Genomic DNA, 24,235 nt, shown 5'->3' with positions numbered 1-24,235 from the left:
AGGTCTGCTGGCGGTGGTTGAGAAAAAAATCGCGATGCCGTTCTGCGAGAATTCCGCTGAAAGCTGACTGAAAGGTTGCCCGCGCTAGGCTTGCCCAGCTTCGTGGAGGAAGCACATGCCGTGCGCGAACATCTGACGCAGGCATCCTAACAGGAGGAGACACTCATGCGTTCATCGCGCACGCTTTTTCATACCGTTGCCCTTTCCCTCGTCATGACCGCCGCCTCCCTCGGCGCGACTGCGGCGCATGCCGCCGACAAAATTTCCATCATGGTGGGCGGCTATGAAAAGCAGATCTATCTGCCGGCCAAGCTTGCGGAAGGCCTCGGCTACTTTAAGGACGAAGGCCTCGATGTCGAGCTTCTGAACGAATCCGCCGGCGTCGATGCCGAAAACCAGCTCCTCGCCGGTGCTGTCCAGGGCGTCGTCGGTTTCTACGATCACTGCGTCGACCTGCAGGCCAAGGGCAAGTTCATCGAATCCGTCGTGCAGTTCAGCCAGGCACCGGGCGAGGTGGAACTGGTGTCGGCCAAGCATCCGGAAATTAAGTCCTTCGCCGATTTGAAGGGCAAGAGCGTCGGCGTTACCGGCCTCGGTTCGTCCACCAACTTCCTGACGCTCTTCATGGCGTCCAAGGCAGGCCTGTCGCCGGCTGACGTCACCCCGGTTCCGGTCGGTGCCGGCCAGACCTTCATCGCAGCCATGCAGCAGGACGCCATCCAGGCCGGCATGACCACCGAACCGACGATCTCGCGCATGCTGAAGACCGGCGAAGCTTCGGTTCTCGTCGATCTCAGAACCTTGAAGGGCACCGAGGCCGCTCTCGGCGGCACTTATCCGGCCGCGTCGCTTTATATGGACGCCGCTTGGGTCGATGCTCATAAGGAAGAAGTGCAGAAGCTCGCAAACGCCTTCGTCAAGACGCTGCGCTTCATCAACACCCATTCGGGTGCCGAAATTGCCGAGAAGATGCCGAAGGATTTCTACGTCGGTGACAAGGAGGGCTACATCAAGGCTCTCGACGCCGGTAAGGAAATGTTCACGGCTGATGGCGTGATGCCGGAAGATGGTCCGAAGACGGTTCTCGCCGTGCTCTCGCAGTTCTCCAAGAACGTCAAGGGCAAGACGATCGACCTGTCGAAGACCTACACGACTGAATTCGTCAAGAACGTCAAGTAAGCAGTCATAACGCCGCTTCCGGAAGGTTCCGGAAGCGGCAGTTCAAGAGACTTTGCATTTCACTGGGCTTTGCGTGCACGCCCCGAAGGCACGCGTCAGGATCAGCACCATGCAACAGGATGAACGCCGCACCCCGGCGATCGAACTCATTAATGTCAGCCGCCGTTTCGTATCGCCGACGGGCAAGTCGCTGACCGCACTTCGCGATTTCAACATGACCGTCGAGCGCGGCGAATTCGTCGCCGTCGTCGGTCCGACGGGCTGTGGCAAGTCGACGACCCTCAATCTTGTCACCGGCCTTGCCAGGCCGAGCGCCGGCGAAGTCCGCCTGATGGGCGGCCCGGTCAACGGCATCGATCCGCGCGTCGGCTTCGCCTTCCAGACGGATGCGCTTTTCCCCTGGAAGAACGTCATCGACAATGTCATGTCCGGCCCGCTGTTCCGCGGCAAGTCCAAGGCGGAAGCCGAAAAGAGCGCCAAGGACTGGCTCGCCCGCGTCGGCCTTTCAAAATTCCTGCATCACTATCCGCATCAGCTCTCCGGCGGCATGCGCAAGCGCGTTTCGCTGGCACAGACCTTCATCAACGAGCCGGAAATCCTGCTGATGGACGAGCCGTTCTCGGCGCTCGACGTGCAGACCCGCACGGTCATGCATGAGGAGCTCTTGAAGCTCTGGGCCGAACGCCAGGCTTCCGTCGTCTTCGTGACGCACGATCTCGAAGAGGCCGTGGCACTCGCCGACAAGGTCTATGTGCTGACCGCCGGCCCGGCGACCGTGAAGTCGGTCTATACGATCGACCTGCCGCGCCCGCGTGTCGTCTCGGAAATCCGTTACGAGCAGAACTTCATCGATTATTGCAAGACGATCTGGGATGACCTTCGCGAAGAGGTCGAAACCAGCTATCGCCGTGCCGCGGAAGCGGCATAAGGGAGGATTGATCATGGCAAACACAGCCCTCGAAACAGGCAATGCCCCCATCTTCCGCGCCGGCACCTCGGATGCGGAAATTGAAGCCGCAGCGCTGAAGGCGCTCACCCGCCGCAAGTACGTTGTCGTGGCATGGCAAGTCGGCATTCTGCTCGCCATCCTCGGTCTCTGGCAGGTCGCCTCCGATCTGCACTGGATCGATCCGTTCTTCTATTCCAGCCCGTATGGCATCGCGTTGCGCCTGTGGGACTGGATCACCGAGGGCACCGAGAGCGGCTCGCTCTGGTATCATCTCGGCGTCACCATGGAAGAAGCGCTGATCGGCTTCGTCATCGGCTCGGTGACCGGCGTTCTCGTCGGCGTCGCTCTCGGCCGCAACAAACTCGCTTCCGATATCCTGTCGATCTACATCAAGGCGATCAACTCGATCCCGCGCGTCGTTCTCGCGCCGATCTTCGTGATGATCATGGGCCTCGGCCTTGCCTCCAAGGTCGCGCTTGCCTTCATCATGGTGTTCTTCGTGGTGTTCGCCAACGCTTTCCAGGGCGTTCGTGAAGCCGACCGCAACATGATCGCCAATGCCCGCATTCTCGGCGCTTCCAACTGGCAGGTGACCCGCAACGTCATCCTGCCGTCGGCAATGAGCTGGATTTTTGCAAGCCTGCACATCTCCTTCTCCTTCGCCATCATCGGCGCCATCGTCGGCGAATTCGTCGGATCGCTCGCCGGCATCGGCTACCTGATCTCGATCGCCAAGGGCACCTATGACGCAGCCGGCCTCTATGCCGCGATCATCCTCGTGATGGTGGTCACGCTCGGTGCCGAATACGTGATGACGCTCGTCGAAAACCGCATCACCAGATGGCGTCCGCAGCAGCACATGGACGTGCAATAAGCCCTCGAGGCACTCAGTTAACTCCCAAGGCCGGGCACCCCCACCCGGCCTCTTTTTTTGTCTGCCGGTCAGGCCCTACCGTATGCTCAGGGCTGAAAACCCGTTCTGTCCATCTCGGTGATCTCTCTAATTACCTTGCAAGGAACGCCCGCTGCAATCACACCTGCTGGAACGTCTTTGGTCACGACGCTACCTGACCCAATTATCGCGCCATCGCCAATGGTCACGCCCTGGTTGATGTGTACCCCGGCGCCAATCCACACCCCGTTCCCGATCCTCACCGGCTTCGCGTAACACGCACCCGCCGCGCGCTCGGAAGCATCAATTGCGTGGTTGGAGGTGTAAATGCCGACACGGGGACCGAACAGCACGTCATTACCGATCTCGATGCCGCCACCGTCCAGCAAGACGCAGTCGAAGTTGGCGTAGAAGTTGTTGCCGATAACGACGTTCCGACCGAACTCGCAACGGAACGTCGGCTCGAAAAGCACGTGCTCGCCCACCTTGCCCAACAGCTCACGAAGGATGCTTTCCCGTTCTGCGGACGTCTTGCCGAAGCTTGCATTGTAGCGGTTGGTCAGTAGAACCGCCTCCTCTCGAGCCTTGATCAGCTCGGGCGTCAGATCGTTGTACATTTTTCCAGAGCGGATGATTTCCAACTGGTCAGCAAGCGTCATGGGCACTCTCCCCTCAGGTATTGTTTGTGTTTTATTTGCTTAGTTAATACGCATGAACCGTCCATGAATGATTGCTGATGGGTGTTTCGACGACAGCTATGGCGAGCGAGCTTTGCTTGCGCCAAGTTGCCATATAAGCCGGGACGGCCGGGCGGCCGTTATTGTCCTATCGCGCAATTTCCTCCGGATGAGAATCAGCTTATGGTCCGATTCCGGCAAAGCCCATGCCTCCCCCCTCCATCCGGGAAAGTATCGTTCATGCGGGGCTGATCGATCATCGAACCGACTGTTCGAGCGCCAAGCATAAGGAGGGGTTGCAATCGTTGCTCGCGATAGGAGGTTTTACAGATGAGGCTTTCTGGCCCAATTTATCGCTTGAAGCGTAAAGCCCGGCTCATGTCGCGCGAGGAGAATATTCCCTTGCATGAAGCGCTGGACCGAATTGCAGCCGAGGAAGGTTTCCGCGGCTGGAGCTTGCTTGCAGCTCGTGCGGACGCGACGACGCCCGCCGGTGAGATGTTCGCGCAATTGGATCCTGGCGACCTGGTGCTTCTGGGTGCCCGTCCGGGCCACGGCAAAACGCTGATGAGTCTGAGGCTGGCGGTCGAGGCGATGAAAGCCGGCAACCGTGGCATCTTCTTCACACTGGAGGATACCGAAAGAGCCGTTCTCGATCGTTTCCGCATGATTGGCGCTGAGTTCGAGTCTTTCAAAGACCGGTTCGAATTTGACTGTTCAGACGCGATCAGCGCCGACTATATCGTCGAGAGGCTGGCGTCGATGTCCAAGGGAACGCTGGTGGTCATCGATTACCTGCAAATCCTCGATCAAAACCGGCAGAAGCCGGAATTGATGGTGCAGGTTCGGGCGTTGAGATCCTTTGCGCGTGAGAGAGGTCTGATCCTCGTCTTCATCTCGCAGATCGATCGGTCCTACGATCCGTCGATGAAAGCCTATCCCGATCTCAAGGATGTCCGTCTGCCCAATCCGCTGGATCTGGCGCTGTTCGACAAGACATTTTTCCTGAACAAGGGCGAAGTCCAGCCTCGGGCGGCAGGATAACGGTCCTGCTTCTTTCTGGTTGCTGGCGGTTGGGACTCGGTCAAACCGCCGGCAGCCTTACGGTCACTAACAAGCCGCCGCCGGGCGCGTCGCTGAGCGCGATCGTGCCGCCGGCGCCGTCGACGACTTCGCGGACGATGGCTAATCCGAGGCCGCTGCCTTCGGGCTCCGTGCCGATGATGCGGTAGAAACGCTCGAATACTTGCCCGCGTTCGGCCTCGGGAATGCCCGGACCGTTGTCCTCCACCGACAGTACGGCGTTGTTGTCATCAAGCCGGACCCCGACCGTGACGCGGCCATTGGCCGGGGTATAACGCAGGGCATTGTCGACGAGATTGACCAGCATCTCGCGCAGCATGGTGCCGTCGCCTTCGACATGGACCGGCGCGCCATCGGCCTCCAGTCCCAGGTCGATGTTGCGTCTCAGCGCTTCTTCCGCCAGGTTTTCCAAGACTTGCCGGGCGGTGGCAACGAGGTCGATCGTGTCGCTACGTGGACGGCGGCTGCCGGGTTCGGCCCGCGACAGGGTGAGAAGCTGGCTCGCCAGCCGTGTCACCTGCCTTGTACTGGAGCGTAGTGCCGTCAGGGCTTCGTCACGTCTGGCATTGTCGTCCTCGCGCGCCGCCACACTTGCCTGCGTCGAGATGAGCGCAAGCGGCGTGCGCAACTGATGGGCAGCGTTGGAGACGAATCGGCGCTGTGCCGCCATCTGGTTCTGCACCCGCTCCATATGATCGTTCAGCGCATGAACCAGGGGGCGTAGCTCGCTCTGCACCATATCCGGCTCCAGCGGGTCCAGCCGCTGGCGGCCGCGTTCGCGCACCGCATCACGTAGCCGCAGCACCGGTGTCAGACCGCGCTGCAGGCCGATAATGGTCACCAGGCCGGCGAGCAGCACGAGCACGAGCTGCTTGGTGAAATCCGAGAGCCACAGCCTGCGGCGCATGGCGTATTGGCTTTTGTGGGTGACGGCGACGGTGACGGAGATCGTGCTGTCTTCGCTAAGGCCGACGATCGGATGGTTCAGCATCATCAGCCGAACCTGATCGGCGCGGAATGTGGTATCTTCACCGACCTGCTGTTTCTTCGGTTGCGGCAGATCGGGATAGCCGGCGACGAGGTTCCCCCACGCGGTCACCACCTGATAGAAGACGCGGTCGCCATAACCGGTATCGAACATTTCCAGCGCCGCCGGTGGGAGATCGACCTGGACAGTGCCGTTTGCATCGACATGTACGGCTTCGGCGATGACGCGGGCCGATGCAAGCAGCGTGTGGTCGGTGACGAGGTCCGAGGTGGCGTTCGCCGAGTGGAAACTGAGGTACAGATTGACGCAGATCGCTCCGATCAGCGTCAGCACCACCCAGGCAAAGAGTTGCGCGCGGAGGCTGGAGGTCAGCCCTGCGATGGCGCGGCGCAGACGTCCCTTGCGTACTTGGCTTTCATCATTGCGCATGGCGAAGGAGATAACCGAGGCCACGCAGCGTGGCGATCTGCACGGCGCTGCCTTCGAGTTTCTTGCGGACGCGGTGCACGTAGATTTCGATGGCGCTGGTGTCGGCGAGATCGTCGAAGCCAAAGACGCTTTCGGACAGCGCGGTCTTGGTGACCGTCGTGCCGACCTTCATGACGAGATGTTCGAGCACGGCATGTTCGCGCGGAGTGAGCGCCAGGGTTTCGCCGCCAAGAAAGAACTGCCGTGTGCCGCCGTCAAAGAGCAGATCGCCCACGGCGATTTCGGGTGCCGCGCGATCATGGCCGCGGCGGACAAGAGCGCGGATACGGGCTTCCAGCTCGGCGATTTCGAAAGGCTTTGCCAGATAGTCGTCGGCGCCGCTGTCGAGCCCGGCAACACGGCCGTCGAGGCTGGCATTGGCGGTCAGGATGATGACCGGCACCTTGTTGCCGCTTTGGCGCAAGCGCTTCAACAGCGTCAACCCATCGATTTTCGGCAGTGACAGATCGAGGATGACGACCGCGTAACCCGCCACTTTCAACATATGTTCGGCGTCCTCGCCGTCATAGGCGATGTCGACGGCATATTGCGCCTGACGCAGCGCCTTGCCGAGCCAGGACGCCAGTTCGCGGTTGTCTTCGACGATCAGGAGCCTCATGGAGCAACTATACAGCAAGTACCCGATAGTGCGAGTGTTTCCGGAATTGCCGTGGCCCTATTTCAGCGCCGCCACAGCCTCAATCCCATCTCCTTCACCTCTCGCAAATATACTTTGCGCGCATAGGGCGGCGTCAGATTGTGGTCGGTATCGGGAATGATGGTGAGGCGGATGTCGGGGAAATTCTTGAGGCCGGCGGCATCTTCGCCGAAATGTTCGCGGAAATGATCGAGACCAATGTCGTGGGCGCTGTAGATCAGGGAAATATCGACTTGGCGTTTGACGAGCGAGCGGAAGCCGTTGATGACGGTTTCGTGCTCGCCGGCGAAGAACGGGAGAACGCCGAGGAGGGGGCGGCCGAGACGGACGGCGCGCCGCGCCAGCGCCACGACGATGTTGCGCGCCGCACTTTTGGCGTCGATCTGGCCGCCATAGAGCCGCTTCAGCGTCTCAAACTGCAGGAATTTCTGGCCGTAGGTCTCGAGCGAACGCGGCACGAAGCGCAGGGCTTCCTCCACGGGCTGGGTTTCATCCCAGAAGAAAGCATAGGGGTTGACGGTGATCAGACCGCCGCACCTGCCATCTTGGATAGCGCTCTGATAAGCGAGATAGCCACCGCTGCAGCGGCCAACGGCAAAGGCGGGCAACAGTTTCTCCGCCTCCAGAAGGTCGAGAGCGGCGCTAACGTCCTGAAGCTGCGCGGGGGAATAGAGCACCTGTTCCTGCGCATCGGGAAGCGGCGGACTGTCGGCGACGTTGGCGGTATCGAAACGCAGCGAGGGGATGCCGTCGCGTGCAAGCGTTCGCGCCATGGTCACCGACATTCGGCCCCAGCCAGCATGGCGGTCATAGGCCGTGGTCAAAAGCAATGCCGTCGCGCCCGCACGGGTGCCTGTGGGTTCGCAGAGAATGCCGGAGAGGCGGTTGCCCTCGCCAAAGCGCAGCGGCGTTTCGCGAAAACCGTCGCCGATCAGCGGTTCGGCGCGCGGCGCGCGGAGAATTCTGCGAGATGCCGTCGCGGATTCTTCCGTCGCGATCGACCGTGCCCAGTCCAGAACTTTCCGGCCGGCTTCGAGCGGCATGGTGGCTACGGTCGGGTTCGATACCAGCTCGTCATAGCCCTCATAGGCCGAGCGTTCGACGCGTGGGCCGAGGGTTTCGAGATGGGCAGCGAAATCGGCGTCTCCAGGGCGGCCGGGCCGCGTCAGGACAAGGCAATCCGGCGCGCTGATATGGGCAAGCGTCATCAGATTGAGCTTCTTGACCGCGGCGGCGATAGAGTCCGGCATCTGCAGGCTGGCGATGGTCACGCCCTCGGCCCGGCGTTGCGCTTCGGTGAGCCCCATGCCCTCGTCGATCATCTTCGACCAAACGGTCAATTCGCGCAGATAGGCGCGGCCGGAAATGGTCGGAGCCAGAAAGGCGATGCCGTCGACGCCGGAGAGCTGCTCTGCAATATCAAGGGCGACGACGCTTCCGAGCCCTTGGCTCACCAGGATAAGCCGCTCGCAGCCGGAGAGCGATCGCAGCATGCCGGCGGCGGCGAGGGCCGTGCCTTCCCAGAGCGCCAGTCCTTCACCCGGATCGTCAACGTCGAGCGCATCGCCGGTGCCGGCATAGTCGAAGCGGAGGCTGGCAATACCTTCCTTGGCAAAATCTTCGGCGAGAATGCGCCAGAATTTGCGGGTGCACATTTCCTCGAAACCCCAGGGGCTGAGGAACAATACGGCCGTCTGGCTCGTCGGTGCCGCGGCGGGCATGAACAGGCCGACAGTTCCGGCGAAAGTCACCGGCGTGGCGGCGGGGGTGACATCCTTAAGCGGGCCCTGGTATTCGGCGGCTCCCAACGCAGCCATGGCATTCTCCTCAAATTCGGCGCGGCGCCAGCCATGCCAGCGCGTGAACGGCAATCGGATGAGCGCGCCGGGGCAGACGCGCGGCAATTTGCTGAAGGACGGCGATATCCTCCGGCGGCACGGCATTCAGCAGCCGGAGCGCCAGGCCATAGACCAGGATGCCGGCAATGACGGCGCTGACGAGGCCGGGAATGCCGGGCAGCACATGGATGAAACCATAGGCCGCGGCGGCGCAGAGCGCGGATGCGCCGGTCACCTTGGCAAGGCTGACGAACATACTGTGCATCGAGCCCTCGAATTCCATGCGGCGCACCATCAGCACGCACATGGCGGAGAAGGCGAGCAGCCGCACCAGGGCGGCACCTTCGCCGCCATACGAGGGCACAGCGATCAGGCAGCCGACGACCATGATGACGCTCGCGACGCCGCCGATGATGGTACGCTCGCGCATGCGGTCGATGGAGTAGAGATATTGCGTGCAGATCTGCATGAAGACGTAGGGAGCAGCCGTCAGCGACAGCAGCGCCACCATGCCGCCGCTCGGGCCGAAGGGCTTGCCGAAGATCGTTACCACCAGCTCAGGGGCGATCGCCGCAAGGCCGAAGCTCATGGGCAGGGTAATATAGGAAATGGCGCGTGCGACGCCCTCGAAGACATGAACCGGCAACTTGCCCGACGCCTGCGAATGCATCTGTTCGGAATAATAGGGCAGCAGGCTGCCGCTCAACTGCACCGGAAGCTGGAGTGCCAGATTGGCAAGCGACAAGCCGACGGCGTAGAAGCCGACCGCTTCGATGCCCCAGTAATGCTGCAGGAAGACCAGCTCGATGCGGTTCAGGAAGATCGAGCTGTTGATGAATTCGACTGAGAGAATGAGCGAGGAACTGACGAGATAGCCAAGGCTGACGCCGCAACTGTTCCGGCGCGCGACTGCGATCCTCAGGCTGGAAACGAACATCGGGAGCTGACCGATGGCATAGCCGGCAAGAGCGCCGCTGACGCCAAAGAAGATGGCGCCGAGAAGCACGGTGGCGAGCTGCAGCACCGAGCTCGTCAAGGTGATGCGGAAGAAAGCGCCGAGCTGTTGTTCGCCGACCAGATAGTTCTTGCTGTAGGCGCCCAGCGACTGAAGGACGAAAAACGCGCCGGTGATGACGATGACGGACCATTCATCGTTTGCCCAATGCAGCCGCTCCGCTTCCCAATAAAAGGCCGTGTAGCCGGCGAGCAGGATCAGCGTCGACAGGATCGTCGGGTGCAGGAGGTAGGCCGCAAAGCCGCGCCGCTCCTCCGTCGAATAGCCCTGCACTTTGAGTTGCGGCAGTATGCGCAGTAGCGTGATGCCGGTGCCGAGTTCGGCGACGAGCGCGCCCGTAGTCGTCAACCAGAGCGAAAAGGCGATGATGCCGTTAGCTTCGGGGCCAAGCAGGCGGGCAGCGATGATCGAACAGGCAAAACCGGTCGCCAGCAGGGTCAGCCCCGCCGCCGCGTTCAACGCCGAATTCGCCATGATGCTCTTCGTCATGAAGATTACCGTTCCCCAGGTCGCAGAAATTGGCCGCAAATGCCGGCTCTTCATGGAGATAGCGCCTGCTGTATTTCATATGCCTTAATATTTACCGTCTATTCCTAATGTAACTTTCATTTTTACTTCAGCTAATATGCATATTTCCGATATTGGCTGTCTTGCCGCTTGTTCGGGAGTCCTCTTTGTTCAGCCTCATCGTCTGTACGATCGACCGCTTCGACCAATTGGAACGGCTGTTTCAGTCGCTGATGAATCAGCGTCACAGGGATTTTGAGGTGATCCTTGTCGACCAGAATCCGGACGATCGGCTGTCGGAGCTGATCGGAAGCTTCTCGCCCTTCTTCATGATCCGCCATGTCCGTTCGGCCAAGGGCCTTTCGCGGGCACGCAACAACGGAATGGCCGCCGCGAATGGCGACTATGTCTGCTTTCCCGATGATGATTGCTGGTATGAGCCCGATACGCTGGAGACGGCGGAGCGGCTGTTTGCCGCGCACCCGGAGCTTGCCATCGTCACCGGTCGTACACTCGATGCCGACGGCTTGGCCTCCGTCAGCCCGACAGGCGAAACGTCGCTTTCGGTGACGCGCTGGAACTATCTGAAATGCGGCAACTCCAACAGCATTTTCGTGCGCCGTGCGGCGCTGCCTGCCATCGGCGGCTTCGACGAGAATCTCGGGGTCGGCTCGGACTCGCCATTCCAAAGCGGCGAGGAGGCAGATTTCCTGCTGCGTGCTCTTGCTGCAGGCAAGCGGCTGATGTTCTTTCCGGAATTGATCGTCCACCATGATCAGGTCACCAGCGAATATGGCCCGCGGCAGATCGAACGGGCGCGCAAATATGGCCGCGGCTTCGGCGCGCTGATGCGCAAGCAGCGCTTTCCGCTCGCCTATGTCTGCTACCGCCTGTGCAGGCCTGTCGCCGGCTGGCTGGCAGCGCTGGTGCGATGCAGGGTCGATACGGCGCGTTACAAGCGTGCCTGGCTGATGGGCATATTGGAAGGTTATGCGACCTGGCCGCGATGGCGCAGCGGTTGATGCCGTTCGCCTCTTGGCGTCATGGCTTCGGCATAGACATCCATATAGCGCTGCGCGACCTCGTCCCAGGCATAGGCGCGGGCGTCATGAATGAGTTCTTCCCTGAGGCCCAGGCCTTCGGCACCGAGACGCGCGAAAGCGGCGGCTAGGGCATCGGCGGTGGTTTCCGGATTGGAAAAATCGGAAAGCATTAGCGTCGGATGGGTTTCAGCGAGCGCCTTGTAGGCATCGTTTGTGTGCAGCACCGGCAGCAGGCCGGCACTCATCGCCTCGATCGCCACCAGGCCGAAGCCCTCATAGTCGGAGGCGGAAGCAAAAAGCGAGGCGCGGGCGATAACGTTGCGGATGGCGCCATTGTCAATCGACACATGCAGCGAGACATGGCGGCCAAGCTCGCGGACGGCGATTTCCTTCTCCAGCGCCGGCTGATCGAGATCGGAGACGGCACCGATAATGTCGAGATGCCAATCCGGATCGCGGGCGGCGAGCACCTTCATGACGTCAAGCATGCGGTCAAGCCGTTTGTTGACGGAGAAGCGGCCGATGGTGACGATGCGGCGGCGGGCTTCGAGCGCGGCGCAATTGGCGAATTTGCCGACGTCGGCGCCGTTCTCGATCAGGCGGGTGCGGCTGGCGGCGATGCCGGAAAACAGCCGCTCGTCCGACAGGCTGCAACAGACGAGCTCGGCATAGGCAAGGGCCGAAAGCCGGGTGGCGGTGTTGAACCAGAGCTTCTTGATGGCGGCATATTTCGGCGTATGGAAGAAGCCGCCATGGGTGGTGGCAACCATCGGGCGGCCATGGAACAGCTTGCCCCAGGCAAGCGCGTCGAAGAAGAAATCGACGGCATGGACATGGATCAGGTCGGCATCGGCGATATGCTTGAAAACCTGCGGCGCCAAGGGATAGCGGCTGGAGCCGGACCAGGGGATGCGGACGATCTCGATATTATCGATGGTTTCGGCCGGTGCAAGTTTATGGGTAGGATCGGAGAACAGGCTATTGCAGGTGACGACCCGGACACGATAGCCGCGGCGGATCAACTGCCGGCAGAGGTTGGCGACCACATCTTCCAGCCCGCCCTTGTTGGGCAGGAACTGGCGCACGACATGCACGATCAGCGGTCCCGAGGCATTCTGTGCCTGAATATCCGAAATAGCCGATGTCATTGACCCGCCCTCGATCTTTGGCCGCACAAAGCCGCGGCGATCAGGCGCGCGAAAGCGCCGTCTCTTGATCAGCGCAAAGCACATCATCTTGCTGGTTAAAAAGAGCTTAATTGCGGACGAGGGATCGCGCCGTTTCAAGCAAGAAGGTTAATATCGGAACATTCCGTCAGGGAAGGTTGGGCTTGTGCATGGCCCCTCGCCCTCGCCCTCTCCCCGCAATGCGGGGACAGAGTTGGGGTGAGGGGCCATCTCGGAAAGAGCGGCATAACCCCTCCTCAGCCGGACCTCTCAAAACGCCCGAAATGTCAGTGTGGTCAGCGAGCGGACGATGCCCGGGATATTGGCGATGTTGTCGTTGATGAACTTGCCGATATCCTGCTCGTCCTTGATGTAGACCTTCAGCAGCAGGTCGTAGTCGCCGCTAGTGGAATAGAGCTCCGAGACCAGCTCCGTCTGGTAGATCGCGTCGGCGACCTCGTAGGTCTTGCCGGGTGCGCATTGGAGCTGAACGAAAATGGGCTTCATGAGATTGTCCTGACTCTGTCGCGGCCGCGATGGCGGCCGGCGCTTTGCTCTATAATGGTCGAAAGCGGCGTGGCCATGCAAGTTTTTCTCTATCCACCGGATGTCGCGCTTGCCGCTTCCGCAAGTCGGGAGGTGGCGCTAGATTGACGGGATTCTTTTAGCCAACCGGATCGATCCTATGCTGAATGACCCTCGCTCTCACGGACTCTGGGAGAAGACTGCTCCGCCGCCGCCTGCGACCGGGCCGCTTGCCGGCGATGTTTCGGCCGACGTGGTGGTGGTCGGCGGTGGCTATACGGGGCTGTCCTCGGCGCTGCATCTGGCGGAAGCCGGAACCAAGGTGCTGCTGCTGGAAGCCAATGAAATCGGCTTTGGCGGCGCGGGGCGCAATGTCGGTCTGATCAATGCCGGCATGTGGGTCATGCCCGACGACCTGCCTGGCGTGCTGGGTCCCGTCCATGGTGAACGGCTGCTGGAGCTTCTTGGCGATGCGCCGAAGCTGGTAATGGCGCTGATCGAGAAACACGGCATCGCCTGCGAGCTGGAACGCAACGGCACGCTGCATTGCGCCGTCGGGTCCGAGGGACTGAAGGAGATCGAAGAGCGTGCCCGTCAATGGGGCAAGCGCGGTGCCCCGGTCACCGTGCTCGATACGGACGAGACGGCGCGGCGGGTGGGGAGTTCTGCCTACGCGGGAGCGTTGCTCGACATGCGCGCCGGTACGCTGCAGCCGCTCGCCTATGTCCGCGGCCTGGCGCATGTGGCGGCCAAGGCCGGCGTTGTCATCCACACAAGCAGCCGCGTGACGGCGACCGAGAGGAATGGCGGGCGGTGGATCGTCAAAACCGCCGGCGGCAGTGTCAGTGCGGATTGGATCGTCGTCGCGACGGATGCTTACAGCACCGGTCCCTGGGCAGAGGTGCGCCAGGAACAGGTGCATCTGCCCTATTTCAATTTCGCCACCGTACCACTTGGCGACAATCTGCGCGGATCGGTGCTACCCGGTCGTGAGGGCGCGTGGGATACGAAAGAAATCCTGTCGTCCTTCCGCATGGACCAGGCCGGTCGCCTTGTCTTCGGTAGCGTCGGCGCATTGCGCAATACCGGGCTTGCCGTCCACAAGAATTGGGCGCGTCGTTCGCTGAAAAAGCTGTTTCCGCAGCTCGGAGATATCGCCTTTGAAAGTGAGTGGTACGGCAAGATCGGCATGACCGACAATGCCTTGCCGCGCTTCCACAGGTTCGCGCCGAATGTCGTCGGCTTTTCCGGCTATAATGGGCGCGGCATCGCGCCGGGCACGGTGTTCGGGAAGATATTGGCCGACCATATTCTCGGCCGAGTTTCCGAAGCCGACTTGCCGCTGCCGGCGACCGATCCGCGCGAGCCCGGCTTCCGTGCGCTGAAGGAAATGTGGTACGAAGCCGGCGCCCAGGCTGCGCATTTTGTAGGCGCGAGGGACTAGAGCATCCTATCGGCTTGGTGATTTCACCTAAAAGCGGGATGCTCCAGGGACGGGAACCGGACCATCATAACAAGAAGAGGAAGATGACATGACCGCCACACTCGATCTCGCCGCCGAGACCAGGGCAATCCTGACCGAACTCGGCGTTACCGCCGATCGCTACACGGGCGGAACACTTGCCGTAACCTCACCGGTAACCGGCGCTGAAATCGGCCGCCTGAGGGAGCATTCGGCTGCCGAAGCGAAGGCTGCGATCGACAAGGCGCATGAGGCGTTTCTTTCCTGGCGCGCTGTACCGGCGCCCAAGCGCGGCGAGCTGATCCGCCTGCTCGGTGAAGAGCTGCGCATCGGCAAGGCAGCGCTCGGCCGTCTCGTTTCCATCGAAGTTGGCAAGATCACCTCTGAGGGCCTCGGCGAAGTGCAGGAGATGATCGACATCTGCGATTTCGCCGTCGGTCTTTCGCGCCAGCTCTATGGCCTGACCATAGCCACCGAGCGCTCGGAACATCGAATGATGGAGAGCCGGCATCCGCTGGGGCCGATCGGCATCATTTCGGCCTTCAACTTCCCCGTTGCGGTCTGGTCGTGGAACGCGGCGCTCGCCATCGTCTGCGGCAATTCCACCGTCTGGAAGCCATCGGAAAAGACGCCGCTGACGGCGCTTGCCGTACAGGCCCTGTTCGAAAAGGCGCTGAAGCGCTATGTCGCCGAGGGCGGCGAGGCGCCGGCCAATCTCTCGACGCTGATCATCGGCGGCCGTGATGTCGGTGAGGTGCTGGTCGATCATCCGAAGATTCCGCTGGTTTCGGCGACCGGCTCTACAGCCATGGGCCGCGCCGTCGGACCGCGTCTCGCCAACCGCTTCGCCCGCGCCATCCTCGAACTTGGCGGCAACAATGCCGCGATCGTCTGCCCAACGGCCGATCTCGACCTGACGCTGCGCGGTGTTGCCTTTTCCGCCATGGGAACGGCCGGCCAGCGCTGCACGACGCTGCGCCGCCTCTTCGTGCATGAAAGCGTCTACGATCAGCTCGTGCCGCGCTTGCAGAAAGCCTACGGCTCGGTCACCATCGGCAATCCGTTGGAAACAGGCACGCTCGTCGGCCCGCTGATCGACAAGCAGGCCTTCGAGAAGATGCAGGCAGCCCTCGGCCAGGCGCAGTCGGCCGGCGGCAAGGTGACGGGTGGCGAACGCGTCGAAAACGGCGCGGCCGATGCCTTCTACGTCCGTCCGGCCCTGGTCGAGATGCCGGCCCAGACCGGACCAGTCGAGCACGAAACCTTCGCGCCGATTCTCTATGTGATGAAGTACAGTGATTTCGACGAGGTAGTGGCGCTGCACAATGCCGTGCCGCAGGGCCTGTCGTCGTCTATCTTCACCAATGACATGCGCGAGGCGGAAGCCTTCGTCTCGGCACGCGGTTCGGATTGCGGCATCGCCAATGTCAATCTCGGCCCTTCCGGCGCGGAAATCGGCGGTGCTTTCGGCGGCGAGAAGGAGACCGGCGGCGGCCGTGAGTCCGGCTCGGATGCCTGGAAGGCCTATATGCGCCGGGCGACCAACACCATCAACTACGGCAGGACATTGCCGCTGGCGCAGGGCGTCAAGTTCGACGTCGAGTAAGGCAAGCATCGCAATCGCTGCGTTGCGATGAGGAGGGCATGGGCGTAGAAACGTCTTCGCCCTCCTTCATCATTCCAAGGTCGCTCACCATGCATCTGTCGCTCGCCGAGGCCGAAACGCTGGTTGTGGAGGCGCTGCAGCGAAATCGGGTCAGTGCGGAAAACGCCCGTTCGGTGGCGGTCGCCCTCGTCGCGGCGGAGGCGGCCGGGCAGGGCGGCCATGGTCTGCGCCGCGTGCCCGCCTATGCCGGGCAGGCGAAGATCGGCAAGACCGACGGCTTCGTCAGGCCACAGCTCCTTCGGCCCTATCCTGCCGTGCTGCGCATCGATGCCGGCAACGGCTATGCCTATCCGGCGCTCGATCTCGCCGTTGCCGAGCTTTCCATTGTTGCTCGCGAACAGGGGATCGCGCTGGCGGCCATTAGCCGCTCGCATCATGCCGGCGTCATGGGCCTGACGGTCGAGCGTTTTGCCGATCAGGGGCTGGTGGCGCTGATGGTCGCCAATGCGCCGGCATCCATGGCGCCTTGGGGTGGCAAAAGGCCCGTCTTTGGCACAAATCCGATCGCCTTCGCCGCGCCGCTACCGGATGACGATCCCATCGTCATCGATCTCGCGCTATCAAAAGTGGCGCGCGGCAAGGTCATGGCCGCCCGGCAGAAGGGCGCGCCGATCCCGGCCGATTGGGCGTATGACCGCGACGGCAAGCCGACGACCGATGCCGAGGAGGCGTTGGCCGGCACGATGATCCCCGCCGGCGAATCGAAGGGGGCGGCACTGGCGATGATGGTAGAGATCCTCTCCGCCGGCCTGACCGGCGCCAACTATTCTTTCGAATCTTCGTCGCTGTTCGACGATCAGGGTTCGCCACCCGCGCTTGGGCATACGATCATGGCCATCAATCCGGCGGCGATGAGTGCGGGCGATACGGCAAAGCGGCTGGCCCTGCTGGCAAGTGAGATCACCAGCGATCCCAATGTCCGCCTGCCCGGCCGGCGCGGGCAGAACTCACGACGCCTTGCGCTGAGTGAAGGCATCAGTGTCGAGGACGAAGTGATTGCCGCGATAGAGAGGCTTTGAGCCGCCGACGGTGATGGTCGGGTGCCTGACGGCCACCCGCGATCCACAGATCAGACGATCGCCGGCGCCGTCTGCCCTTCGTTCAGCCAGCCGCCGATAAAGCCGGCGCGTTCGAGGCCACGGCGCAGGATCGGCGATTGCCGCATCAGGTTCCAGATCAGCCCGCTGCGCTCATTTTCGATCATCATCACGAGCAGGCCCTGGTCGATGGCGACCGAGCGGTCGTCCACCCAGCCTTCTGGGCCTGGGCCTCTGACGCTGGGGTTGAAGCCACCGGGAAAGCGGCCGTCCAGCAACAGGTTCGGATAGGTGGAAAGCAGGGCCTTGGTGCCGTCGAGGGCGGCTTGGCGGTCGAACGGCAGGCAGGATAACGGGCCCCAGGGCGCGATCGTACCGTCGTCGGGACCGAGCGGCGCGCCGCGGGCGGCATAGCCGAGAACCTTAGGGCTGTAACGCCGGCTGTGCTTAGTGCCGGTCGGATTCGGGCCGTCACAGGCCGAGAGCCCCCAAATGTTCTTGGCATAGCCGACGAAGTGGCCCGGGTTGCGGTCGGTGTAATCGCGCTGAACGGCGATGGCCGTCTGGGTGTTGCGGAAATAGTCCGTGTCCTTGTCGGCCACATGCCGGTCGGCGATGCCGCGAAAATCGATCCAGGCGTGAGAGAAGAGATGGATGAACAGCGGCCCGGCATAGAGATAGGGCGTGTCCCTGAACATCATCCAGGTATAGGTCGAGGCGAAGGCGTCGTAGCTCGATGACGGTATGGGATGGCTGGGCGAAGCGAGTGCCAGCACGTAAAGAAAGATCGCCTCGTCATAGCCCTGGTAGCGCCAGCGCAGGAAACCGCTGCTCGGCTTCCAGCCCATGCTGATCGTCTTGCCCTTGTTCAGCGCCCAATGCCAATCGCAGCGCTCATAGAGAAACTGCGCCTGTGTGCGAATGTCCTCTTCGTTCTGATCGGGGCCGTTGAAATAGGCTGCCGCCGTCAATACGCCGAGCAGGAAAAGGCCGGTATCGATGGTGGAGAGTTCGCTGTTCCAGGCCCGGTTGCCGGTCGCCATATAGAGGAAGTGATAGTAGAAGCCGCGATGACCGGTGGCGCCTCGCTCTTCGCCCTGCTGGCTTTCGGCGAAAAAATTCAGCGCGGTCAACACGCGCTGGGCCGCATCCGCGCGGCTGATCCAGCCGCGTTCGACGGCGACGGGATAGCTTGACAGCGCAAAGCCGACGGCGGCGATGCTGCAGTGGCTCGTCTTGATCGAAGTATCCGCCACCAGCCCATTTTCCGGATTGGTGTACAGCATGAAATAGTCGAAGGCTGAACGTTGCAGACGGTCGATCAACGCATCGTCGGTTTCGTTGGTCTGTTGCAGCATTGTCTGATCCATCTCCTCGGCGCCCCCCGGTTTCTGCTGAGCATAGGAGCTCGGACAGTTGCAAATCAAAGATGATTAATGCTGCCACGCTTTTGTGGACGATTGTTTAAAATCGGAGCACCCGTCAGATATACTAGCAGCGGCTGCCTCCAGAAGCTTAATCATCTACGACGCGGATGGCCGAAAGCATCGCGTCCAGCAAACTATCCGCCGTCTCGTCGCCAGGAAGCGATCTGATCATGCCGTCCAGGCGTCCCTCGAGCCGCAGCATAGCGAAGCCATGCACCAGTGACCAGAGGGCCGTCGCCTGCGCCGCCATCTGCAGGGGCGATATCGATATGTCGGGTGCGCGGGCCTGGACGGCGGCGATAAGAGCCTGTCGCGCGGCAAGGATGGAATCGCGTAGCGCCGGTCGGTCCGGATCGAGTACTTCGCTGCGGAACATCAGGGCAAAAAGGCCGGGGTGGACGGTCGCGAAGCCGACATAGCTGCGACCCATTACCTTTATCCGTTGACGGGGATCGTCTCCGGCTTCTGCCATCGCGGTGCCAAGTGCCGCGCTGAAGCGGGTAAAACCAAGGGTGGCCAGCTCGCTCAGCAGACCGGTGAGATCGCCGAAATGGTTTTTGGGCGCGGCATGCGAAACACCGGCTGCGCGTGCGGCGGCGCGCAGTGTCAGGGCCTGAATGCCCTCCTTTTCGAGAACTATCTCCGCTTCGGCGAGCAGGGCGGCTTTCAGGTCGCCATGGTGATAGGGGCGGCGAGCTGCGGCATCGGCTGTTTCATGACTCATGTCAAATATTTACGATGGAAACATTTCCATTGACAAGCAGAAAACGCCGGATATTGTCACTGTCAACATGTGATGCGAAAGAGTTTTGCTCCAGTTTTTTAGCGAACGGAAATTTGATGAGTCTTCTCCTGGCGTTCCTGCCTTTCATCGTCTTTGCGGTCGCGGACGGTTTCGTTGGCCCGACTGTAGCGCTGTTCCTGGCCGCGCTTGTCTCCTTCGTTCTTTTGCTGCGCGACTGGTTCATTCTCGGCAAAGTGCCGAAAATTCTGGATATCGGCACGACAATCCTGTTCGGCGGCCTTTCCCTTTATGTCCTGTTCGGCGGTGCCACGGGATCGATCTTCGCCGTCCGTCTGGCTGTTGATGCTGGGTTGCTGGCGATTGTCCTGATTTCCATCGCCATCCGCCGCCCGTTCACGCTGCAATACGCCCGCGAACAGGTGTCGCGCGAGTTTTGGGATCACCCGGTCTTCATCAGGACGAACTACATCATCACCTCGGTCTGGGCGCTGGCCTTTACGATGATGGCGGCCGCGGATGCGCTGCTGCTTTATGCGCCCGACGTACCGGCCCAGGTCGGGATTGTCGCAACCATCGCCGCGCTTGTCGCCTCGATCAGGTTTACGGGATGGTATCCGAAGCGCGCGCGGCAGCGTGCAGCAGAGCAAGCGGCAGAATAATAAGCTCTCGCGTGTTGTGCCTTACCGAGCTTAAGACATGCTACTGTTTGGCTTAGCGGGAAGCCGGATACTTATCCGGCCCGTCGGGTCTGACCTGCCTGCTTGGCAGCCTTTTCAAGGGCTTCCTCCGCCCACTGATTCAGGCTCTTGCCGGAAAGCTCGGCAGCCATGGCGGCACGACGATGAACTTCCGGGTCAACTCTGAACATCATCTTGCCGGAATAGGGCTTTTGCGGCTCCTTACCAATCCGGTGACAAGTGGCGATATAATCATCGACAGCCTCGTGAAAGGCACTCTTAAGTTCCGCGACGCTTTCGGCATGAAAGCCGATGACGTCGGAAATGCCGGCGATCTTGCCGAAAAAGATTTCATCTTCATCGTCATATTCGATGCGGGCATGATAGCTCTTGTAGCTCATGGTGTTCACGGCGTTACTCCGATTTGGATCAGGAATTCCCTGGCGTCGCGAACTTGATATCGCTTTGCTTCCTTGTCCGGATGGGGGCGATGAAAGCTCGCGACCGCGCCGTCTTTCTCGAACTTCACGCGCGAGCCACTTCCTTCGATGATGTTCGCGCCGGTTGCGATGAGGAGACTTTCGATATCGGCCCAATCAATCGTGCCGGATACCGGGTTTCTGAAAACTGCGGCAAGAGTCCTGATCTGCTTGCTATTCATGCTAGCAATATAGCGAGTGCTAGCAAATTATGCAAGCTTTGGCCGGAATGTGTTGCTCACCCCAATTTAGCTTCCACCCGCTCACGCCACCGTCGAAGCGTTCGCCCAAAAATCGCGTCGTCCCCCAGCGCTCTCGCAAGTATCAGTGCGCCCTGGATACCGACTACCGCTTCTTCGGCAAGCGCATTCGCTTCCGTCGTCTTGAGGCCCGCTCTCGTCAAAGCGCCGGCAAGTGCTTCGATCCATCGGTTGAAATAGGCCTGGATCGCCGCTGCGAAACGGTCGCGCGTTTCGTCGAGCGCGAAGGCGCCGATGAGGCAGATGCGGCGGCCGGAGCGGAAATAGGTGTCTGTTGTCTCCCACATGCGGGCAATGGCGGCGTGCGGTTCGTCTTCTTCGAGCGGCTTGAACATCTCGTTGACGAACCAGGCGTCGATATTGGCCATGATCTCCGCCGCCATCTCCTCCTTTCCGCCGGGAAAGAAGTGATAGAGGCTGCCCTTCGACAGTTTGGTACGCGCCGTGATGTTGCTCATCGATGCACCCTCGTAGCCGAGTTCACGAAAGACTTCGGCAACGAGGATGATGGCGTCCGATTTTTCGAAGATGGTGCGTGTCATCGTCTCAGAGTCCGAGATCGGAAAGCCCTGGATGGTCGTCCGGACGGCGGCCGAGCGGCCAATGGAATTTCCGGTCTTCTTCCTTGATCGGCATGTCGTTGATCGAGGCAAAGCGGCGCTGCATCAGGCCCTCGGCGTCGAATTCCCAATTTTCATTGCCATAGGAGCGAAACCAGTGGCCGCTATCGTCGCGCCATTCATAGGCGAAGCGCACGGCGATGCGGTTGCCGTCGAAGGCCCATAGTTCCTTGATCAGCCGGTAGTCCAACTCTCTGGCCCATTTTCGGGTGAGGAATTCGACGATTTCCTTGCGGCCGCGCGGAAATTCGGCGCGGTTCCGCCACTGGCTGTCTTCGGTATAGACCTTCGAGACACGTTCGGGATCGCGGCTGTTCCAGCCGTCTTCGGCCATGCGGACTTTGGCGTTAGCGGTTTCGCGGGTAAACGGCGGCACGAGTGGGGTGGCCATAGCTTGCTCCTTTTGGACCGATAAGATTATTCTAGACCGATCGGTTTAGCAGAGCAAGAGCGAATTTGATTTTCTCGGGAGGCTATCGCGCGAATTTCTTTGCGCCCATGACACAGGCGACAACGCCGAGCGTCACCGCAAGCATGGACCAACTGACGCTTTCCTTCAGCAAGGTAGCGGCGAGCGCCAGGCCGAAGAAGGGCTGCAGCAACTGCAATTGCCCGACGGCAGCAATGCCGCCCTGTGCCAATCCGCGATACCAGAAGATGAAGCCAATCAGCATGCTGAAGAGCGAGACATAGATCAGGCCGATCCAGGCCGGCTCGCCGATGCCGCCGATCGCCTGCGGCATGGTGAAGAGGCAAAGCGCGATCATGACCGGCAGCGACAGGACGAGCGCCCAGGAAATGACCTGCCAGCCGCCCAGCCGGCGCGACAGCACCGCGCCCTCGGCATAGCCGAGCCCGCAAACGAGGATTGCCGCCAGCATCAGCAAATCGCCGACCGGCGAGGCGGAGATACCTTGGGCCAGCGCATAGCCGCAGACGATGGTGCTGCCAACGGCGGAAAATATCCAGAAGGCCGGCCGCGGCCGTTCACCGCCGCGCAATACGCCGAATATGGCCGTGGCAAGCGGCAGCAATCCGATGAAGACGATCGAATGCGCCGAGGTGACGTGCTTCAGCGCCAGCGCCGTCAGCAGCGGAAATCCGACGACGCATCCAAGCGCGACGATGGCAAGAGGGATGATATCGTTGCGAACTGGCCGCTTCTCCCGAAAGGCGAGCAGCAGGCACAGCGCGAGAATGCCGGCAATCGCCGCGCGGGCGACCGTCAGGAAGACGGGATCGAAATCCATCACCGCCACCCGTGTTGCCGGCAATGAGCCGCTGAAGATCAGCACGCCCGTCATTCCATAGATCCAGCCGCTTGTCGTCTTGTCCATTCCGATGCTCCAAGTTTATCGGCCGGTATCGGCGAAGTCGGCTGGTCATTCCAGAGACGGCGCAGTACAATTTTTGCAAACTGTTATGGTGTGGGGTGCAGTACGGATGAACGATACTACGAATGGGGCCAGCGGCACGCGCATCGAGGTCGTGATGGCGGCGATTTCCAATCGCATTGCCGCACGCAGCTTGGTGCCGGGGGCGCGGCTTCCTTCGGTGCGCAGCTTCGCCAGGACGATGCAGGTATCCGTTTCCACTGTGGTCGAGGCTTATGAGCGGCTGGCGGCCGAGGGTGTCATCCGCTCGCGGCCCGGTTCCGGCTTTTACGTCTGTGGGCCGCTCGCGCCGCTTTCCCTGTCGGAGATCGCTCCCCCGCTCGAGCGCGATGTCGATCCGCTCTGGATTTCGCGGCAATCGCTGGAGGTGGACGACACTGTTCTGAAGCCCGGTTGCGGCTGGCTTCCGCCCTCCTGGATGCCGGAAGCGGCGCTGCGTCGAGCGATGCGAACCCTGGCGCGGACCGGCGGGAGCGACATTCTCACCAACTACGGAACACCGCTCGGCCTGCCGCCGTTGCGGCAGCTTCTGGCGCGGCGCATGGGCGAACACGGCATTACGGCGTCGCCCGATCAAATCATGCTTATGGAATCCGGCACGCAGGCCATCGATCTTCTCTGCCGGTTCCTGCTCGAACCCGGCGATACCGTGCTGGTCGACGATCCCTGCTACTTCAATTTCCACGCTCTCCTGCGGGCGCACCGGGCCAATATCGTCGGCGTGCCCTTCACGCCGACAGGGCCGGATATCGAGCGGTTTGCCGAGGCACTCGAAAGACATAAGCCGCGCCTCTACATCACCAATTCCGCCGTTCACAACCCAACCGGCGCCGCATTGTCGCCGGTGACGGCGCATCGCCTGTTGAAGCTGGCGGATGCTTCCAACCTGATCATCATCGAAGACGATATTTTTGCCGATTTCGAGCACGTGCCGGCGCCGCGGCTTGCCGCCTATGATGGGCTCGATCGGGTGATCCATATCGGCAGCTTCTCGAAGACGCTGTCGGCCTCGGTGCGCTGCGGCTTCATCGCGGCGCGGCGGGATTGGATCGACGGCCTTGTCGATCTGAAGATCGCCACCAACTTCAGCGGTGGCCAATTGGGGGCCGAGCTGTTGTTCTCGGCCCTGAAGGACGGAGGCTATCGCAAGCATATCGAGGCGTTGCGAGTCCGGCTTGCCAAGGCCATGAGCGAAACCATCTCCCGATTGGAGGCAATCGGCATCACGCCCTGGCTAAAGCCACAGGCAGGCATGTTCCTTTGGTGCCGGCTGCCGGAGGGGCTGAATGCGGCCGACGTCGCCCGCGCCTGTCTCGCCGAAGGCATCATCCTGGCACCCGGCAATGCCTTCAGCCAGAGGGATGCGGCAAGCAATTTCCTCCGCTTCAATGTTGCGCAATCAACGGATGCTCGCATTTTCGAGGTCCTGGCGGCGTCGATGCGGGCATTGGGCGCGAGTGTCTGAGATCCGCCAGCATGC

The 24,235-nt window shown here is 61.3% G+C and carries 24 protein-coding genes; 10 read left to right on the top strand and 14 right to left on the bottom strand.

The genetic code is table 11. The features are described from left to right. The first annotated feature begins 165 nt into the window (after nt 1-165). The 3 genes from QA648_RS15735 to QA648_RS15725 all read left to right on the top strand — a co-directional run bounded on the left by QA648_RS15735 (nt 166) and on the right by QA648_RS15725 (nt 3,002). On the top strand, nt 166-1,179 hold the full coding sequence (locus tag QA648_RS15735) for an ABC transporter substrate-binding protein (protein WP_260303196.1): 1,014 nt from the start codon (nt 166-168) through the stop codon (nt 1,177-1,179). Between the two features lie 109 nt (nt 1,180-1,288). Then, nucleotides 1,289-2,107, top strand: coding sequence for an ABC transporter ATP-binding protein (locus tag QA648_RS15730; protein ID WP_283047933.1), 819 nt, complete (start codon nt 1,289-1,291; stop codon nt 2,105-2,107). 13 nt (nt 2,108-2,120) lie between these two features. Next, nucleotides 2,121-3,002, top strand: a complete 882-nt coding sequence (locus QA648_RS15725; RefSeq protein ID WP_104824717.1) for an ABC transporter permease — start codon at nt 2,121-2,123, stop codon at nt 3,000-3,002. A gap of 86 nt (nt 3,003-3,088) precedes the next feature. On the opposite strand, the gene QA648_RS15720 is transcribed toward QA648_RS15725, so the two are convergent. Continuing rightward, the gene (locus tag QA648_RS15720; protein WP_104824716.1) at nt 3,089-3,679 is read right to left on the bottom strand and encodes a sugar O-acetyltransferase; all 591 of its coding nucleotides are present in this window, start codon (nt 3,677-3,679) and stop codon (nt 3,089-3,091) included. Nucleotides 3,680-4,027: 348 nt separating this feature from the next. Here QA648_RS15720 and QA648_RS15715 point away from each other — a divergent pair, with 348 nt between their 5' ends. After that, on the top strand, nt 4,028-4,741 hold the full coding sequence (locus QA648_RS15715; RefSeq protein WP_283047930.1) for a DNA helicase: 714 nt from the start codon (nt 4,028-4,030) through the stop codon (nt 4,739-4,741). Nucleotides 4,742-4,781: 40 nt separating this feature from the next. Here the strand turns inward: QA648_RS15715 and QA648_RS15710 are convergent, their stop codons facing one another. The 4 genes from QA648_RS15710 to QA648_RS15695 form a co-directional block, all read right to left on the bottom strand. Next, a complete protein-coding gene (locus QA648_RS15710; protein ID WP_283047928.1) occupies nt 4,782-6,197 on the bottom strand; it encodes a sensor histidine kinase in 1,416 nt (471 codons plus the stop codon). Next, on the bottom strand, nt 6,187-6,855 hold the full coding sequence (locus tag QA648_RS15705) for a response regulator (RefSeq protein WP_104825258.1): 669 nt from the start codon (nt 6,853-6,855) through the stop codon (nt 6,187-6,189). Before QA648_RS15705 ends, QA648_RS15710 begins: the two co-directional genes overlap by 11 nt. Nucleotides 6,856-6,917: 62 nt before the next feature. Next, entirely contained in the window at nt 6,918-8,711 is a 1,794-nt protein-coding gene (locus tag QA648_RS15700) for an alpha/beta hydrolase (protein WP_283047927.1), read from the bottom strand. 10 nt (nt 8,712-8,721) lie between these two features. Continuing rightward, nucleotides 8,722-10,236 (bottom strand): polysaccharide biosynthesis C-terminal domain-containing protein, encoded by a 1,515-nt coding sequence (locus QA648_RS15695; protein WP_104825256.1) that lies wholly within the window; start codon nt 10,234-10,236, stop codon nt 8,722-8,724. Between the two features lie 185 nt (nt 10,237-10,421). On the opposite strand from QA648_RS15695, the gene QA648_RS15690 reads away from it, so the two are divergent. Further along, nucleotides 10,422-11,276, top strand: a complete 855-nt coding sequence (locus QA648_RS15690) for a glycosyltransferase (RefSeq protein WP_283047925.1) — start codon at nt 10,422-10,424, stop codon at nt 11,274-11,276. On the opposite strand, the gene QA648_RS15685 is transcribed toward QA648_RS15690, so the two are convergent. Both QA648_RS15685 and QA648_RS15680 read right to left on the bottom strand, forming a co-directional pair. After that, on the bottom strand, nt 11,243-12,445 hold the full coding sequence (locus QA648_RS15685) for a glycosyltransferase family 4 protein (RefSeq protein WP_283047924.1): 1,203 nt from the start codon (nt 12,443-12,445) through the stop codon (nt 11,243-11,245). The genes QA648_RS15690 and QA648_RS15685 overlap by 34 nt on opposite strands. 288 nt (nt 12,446-12,733) lie before the next feature. Continuing rightward, nucleotides 12,734-12,970, bottom strand: a complete 237-nt coding sequence (locus QA648_RS15680; protein WP_034522129.1) for an Lrp/AsnC ligand binding domain-containing protein — start codon at nt 12,968-12,970, stop codon at nt 12,734-12,736. 178 nt (nt 12,971-13,148) lie between these two features. Here QA648_RS15680 and QA648_RS15675 point away from each other — a divergent pair, with 178 nt between their 5' ends. From QA648_RS15675 to QA648_RS15665, 3 genes are all read left to right on the top strand, one after another. Next, entirely contained in the window at nt 13,149-14,432 is a 1,284-nt protein-coding gene (locus QA648_RS15675) for an FAD-binding oxidoreductase (protein WP_283047917.1), read from the top strand. 88 nt (nt 14,433-14,520) lie between these two features. Further along, on the top strand, nt 14,521-16,056 hold the full coding sequence (locus tag QA648_RS15670) for an aldehyde dehydrogenase family protein (protein ID WP_283047916.1): 1,536 nt from the start codon (nt 14,521-14,523) through the stop codon (nt 16,054-16,056). 89 nt (nt 16,057-16,145) lie between these two features. Beyond that, on the top strand, nt 16,146-17,135 hold the full coding sequence (locus QA648_RS15665; RefSeq protein ID WP_283051362.1) for an Ldh family oxidoreductase: 990 nt from the start codon (nt 16,146-16,148) through the stop codon (nt 17,133-17,135). A gap of 50 nt (nt 17,136-17,185) precedes the next feature. On the opposite strand, the gene QA648_RS15660 is transcribed toward QA648_RS15665, so the two are convergent. Then, nucleotides 17,186-18,511 (bottom strand): glucoamylase family protein, encoded by a 1,326-nt coding sequence (locus QA648_RS15660; protein WP_283047914.1) that lies wholly within the window; start codon nt 18,509-18,511, stop codon nt 17,186-17,188. A gap of 157 nt (nt 18,512-18,668) precedes the next feature. Then, nucleotides 18,669-19,304, bottom strand: coding sequence for a TetR-like C-terminal domain-containing protein (locus tag QA648_RS15655; RefSeq protein ID WP_283047912.1), 636 nt, complete (start codon nt 19,302-19,304; stop codon nt 18,669-18,671). A gap of 116 nt (nt 19,305-19,420) precedes the next feature. Here QA648_RS15655 and QA648_RS15650 point away from each other — a divergent pair, with 116 nt between their 5' ends. Next, entirely contained in the window at nt 19,421-19,984 is a 564-nt protein-coding gene (locus QA648_RS15650) for a hypothetical protein (protein ID WP_283047910.1), read from the top strand. Nucleotides 19,985-20,055: 71 nt separating this feature from the next. Here the strand turns inward: QA648_RS15650 and QA648_RS15645 are convergent, their stop codons facing one another. From QA648_RS15645 to QA648_RS15625, 5 genes are all read right to left on the bottom strand, one after another. Beyond that, entirely contained in the window at nt 20,056-20,412 is a 357-nt protein-coding gene (locus QA648_RS15645) for a type II toxin-antitoxin system HicB family antitoxin (RefSeq protein ID WP_283047909.1), read from the bottom strand. Beyond that, nucleotides 20,409-20,663, bottom strand: a complete 255-nt coding sequence (locus QA648_RS15640) for a type II toxin-antitoxin system HicA family toxin (RefSeq protein ID WP_283047908.1) — start codon at nt 20,661-20,663, stop codon at nt 20,409-20,411. The genes QA648_RS15645 and QA648_RS15640 overlap by 4 nt, the downstream gene beginning before the upstream one ends. A 56-nt stretch (nt 20,664-20,719) precedes the next feature. Next, a complete protein-coding gene (locus tag QA648_RS15635) occupies nt 20,720-21,283 on the bottom strand; it encodes a TetR/AcrR family transcriptional regulator (RefSeq protein WP_283047907.1) in 564 nt (187 codons plus the stop codon). 4 nt (nt 21,284-21,287) lie between these two features. Then, nucleotides 21,288-21,752, bottom strand: coding sequence for a nuclear transport factor 2 family protein (locus tag QA648_RS15630; RefSeq protein ID WP_104824707.1), 465 nt, complete (start codon nt 21,750-21,752; stop codon nt 21,288-21,290). Between the two features lie 82 nt (nt 21,753-21,834). After that, nucleotides 21,835-22,698: a DMT family transporter gene (locus tag QA648_RS15625; RefSeq protein WP_283047906.1), complete on the bottom strand. Its 864-nt coding sequence runs from the start codon at nt 22,696-22,698 to the stop codon at nt 21,835-21,837. Nucleotides 22,699-22,804: 106 nt separating this feature from the next. Between QA648_RS15625 and QA648_RS15620 the strand changes: the two genes are divergently transcribed. Beyond that, nucleotides 22,805-24,220 carry a PLP-dependent aminotransferase family protein gene (locus QA648_RS15620; RefSeq protein WP_283047905.1) on the top strand — a complete coding sequence of 472 codons (1,416 nt, stop codon included), beginning with the start codon at nt 22,805-22,807 and terminating at the stop codon, nt 24,218-24,220. Nucleotides 24,221-24,235: the final 15 nt, after the last annotated feature.

It is taken from the genome of Rhizobium sp. CB3171 (assembly GCF_029714265.1).
Lineage (GTDB): Bacteria > Pseudomonadota > Alphaproteobacteria > Rhizobiales > Rhizobiaceae > Rhizobium.
The sequence above is the reverse complement of the archived record's forward strand: the minus strand, read 5'-3'. Positions and strand labels throughout refer to the sequence as shown.

What these genes read in the sequence shown, in the direction of transcription:
- QA648_RS15735 (WP_260303196.1), top strand. Translation starts at nt 166, where the DNA reads ATGCGTTCATCGCGCACGCTTTTTCATACCGTTGCCCTTTCCCTCGTC.
- QA648_RS15730 (WP_283047933.1), top strand. Translation starts at nt 1,289, where the DNA reads ATGCAACAGGATGAACGCCGCACCCCGGCGATCGAACTCATTAATGTC.
- QA648_RS15725 (WP_104824717.1), top strand. Translation starts at nt 2,121, where the DNA reads ATGGCAAACACAGCCCTCGAAACAGGCAATGCCCCCATCTTCCGCGCC.
- QA648_RS15720 (WP_104824716.1), bottom strand. Translation starts at nt 3,679, where the DNA reads ATGACGCTTGCTGACCAGTTGGAAATCATCCGCTCTGGAAAAATGTAC.
- QA648_RS15715 (WP_283047930.1), top strand. Translation starts at nt 4,028, where the DNA reads ATGAGGCTTTCTGGCCCAATTTATCGCTTGAAGCGTAAAGCCCGGCTC.
- QA648_RS15710 (WP_283047928.1), bottom strand. Translation starts at nt 6,197, where the DNA reads ATGCGCAATGATGAAAGCCAAGTACGCAAGGGACGTCTGCGCCGCGCC.
- QA648_RS15705 (WP_104825258.1), bottom strand. Translation starts at nt 6,855, where the DNA reads ATGAGGCTCCTGATCGTCGAAGACAACCGCGAACTGGCGTCCTGGCTC.
- QA648_RS15700 (WP_283047927.1), bottom strand. Translation starts at nt 8,711, where the DNA reads ATGGCTGCGTTGGGAGCCGCCGAATACCAGGGCCCGCTTAAGGATGTC.
- QA648_RS15695 (WP_104825256.1), bottom strand. Translation starts at nt 10,236, where the DNA reads ATGACGAAGAGCATCATGGCGAATTCGGCGTTGAACGCGGCGGCGGGG.
- QA648_RS15685 (WP_283047924.1), bottom strand. Translation starts at nt 12,445, where the DNA reads ATGACATCGGCTATTTCGGATATTCAGGCACAGAATGCCTCGGGACCG.
- QA648_RS15680 (WP_034522129.1), bottom strand. Translation starts at nt 12,970, where the DNA reads ATGAAGCCCATTTTCGTTCAGCTCCAATGCGCACCCGGCAAGACCTAC.
- QA648_RS15675 (WP_283047917.1), top strand. Translation starts at nt 13,149, where the DNA reads ATGCTGAATGACCCTCGCTCTCACGGACTCTGGGAGAAGACTGCTCCG.
- QA648_RS15670 (WP_283047916.1), top strand. Translation starts at nt 14,521, where the DNA reads ATGACCGCCACACTCGATCTCGCCGCCGAGACCAGGGCAATCCTGACC.
- QA648_RS15665 (WP_283051362.1), top strand. Translation starts at nt 16,146, where the DNA reads ATGCATCTGTCGCTCGCCGAGGCCGAAACGCTGGTTGTGGAGGCGCTG.
- QA648_RS15660 (WP_283047914.1), bottom strand. Translation starts at nt 18,511, where the DNA reads ATGCTGCAACAGACCAACGAAACCGACGATGCGTTGATCGACCGTCTG.
- QA648_RS15655 (WP_283047912.1), bottom strand. Translation starts at nt 19,304, where the DNA reads ATGAGTCATGAAACAGCCGATGCCGCAGCTCGCCGCCCCTATCACCAT.
- QA648_RS15650 (WP_283047910.1), top strand. Translation starts at nt 19,421, where the DNA reads ATGAGTCTTCTCCTGGCGTTCCTGCCTTTCATCGTCTTTGCGGTCGCG.
- QA648_RS15640 (WP_283047908.1), bottom strand. Translation starts at nt 20,663, where the DNA reads ATGAATAGCAAGCAGATCAGGACTCTTGCCGCAGTTTTCAGAAACCCG.
- QA648_RS15635 (WP_283047907.1), bottom strand. Translation starts at nt 21,283, where the DNA reads ATGACACGCACCATCTTCGAAAAATCGGACGCCATCATCCTCGTTGCC.
- QA648_RS15630 (WP_104824707.1), bottom strand. Translation starts at nt 21,752, where the DNA reads ATGGCCACCCCACTCGTGCCGCCGTTTACCCGCGAAACCGCTAACGCC.
- QA648_RS15625 (WP_283047906.1), bottom strand. Translation starts at nt 22,698, where the DNA reads ATGGACAAGACGACAAGCGGCTGGATCTATGGAATGACGGGCGTGCTG.
- QA648_RS15620 (WP_283047905.1), top strand. Translation starts at nt 22,805, where the DNA reads ATGAACGATACTACGAATGGGGCCAGCGGCACGCGCATCGAGGTCGTG.